This is a genomic window from Shigella sp. FC1967 (assembly GCF_001743005.1).
GTDB lineage: Bacteria > Pseudomonadota > Gammaproteobacteria > Enterobacterales > Enterobacteriaceae > Proteus.
The window spans coordinates 1-466 of record NZ_MIIZ01001224.1 but is presented as its reverse complement, the minus strand read 5'-3'; the positions used below and the strand labels follow the sequence as shown (position 1 = coordinate 466).

Here is a 466-nt window from a genome sequence, read left to right as displayed (position 1 = left end):
AGATTTGTCGAACAGGTTCCCGGACAAAAGAAAAGGGTTCTATCGACACATATCAAGAAGGGTCGGGGTCATGCCTATAGCATGTCGCACTTCAAGAAAAGAGCCTGCCTGGGCACAAGAGTTGATCCAGCAAGTTGAAACCAGGTATGCCGTGTTAAGACAACGCGCCACTGCCTTAGCAAAAATTCGCCGGGCGCTAAACGAGTACGAGCGCCAGCTAAACAAGACACATAGCGACGAGGTGTGACAACATGACAGCATCTGTAGCGGCCACTGAAATGGCGAAACTGGGGAAATGTGAAGCGATGATCAAGAAAGTCGCCAGCCATCCTCGCCCTGCCCTGTCAAAGCGCCCACAATCGCTACAGGGGACAGATAGCACTCTTCGGGGTGAGTTCGCCCATTTCCGGTATGAAGCGGCAGCCCTGCGCTTCATGAGCAGCACTGCGGGGGCTAAGCGTCGCAT

General features: G+C 53.6%; 2 protein-coding genes. Both read left to right on the top strand.

Features of this window, described 5'->3' with window-relative positions; translation table 11 throughout:
- Positions 1-4: 4 nt before the first annotated feature.
- Entirely contained in the window at positions 5-247 is a 243-nt protein-coding gene (gene mobI / locus BHE89_RS20500; protein WP_458694250.1) for a conjugative transfer protein MobI(A/C), read from the top strand.
- A 4-nt stretch (positions 248-251) separates the two neighbouring features.
- On the top strand, positions 252-466 hold a 215-nt coding region (locus BHE89_RS20495; protein WP_128860270.1), incomplete at its 3' end, for a hypothetical protein.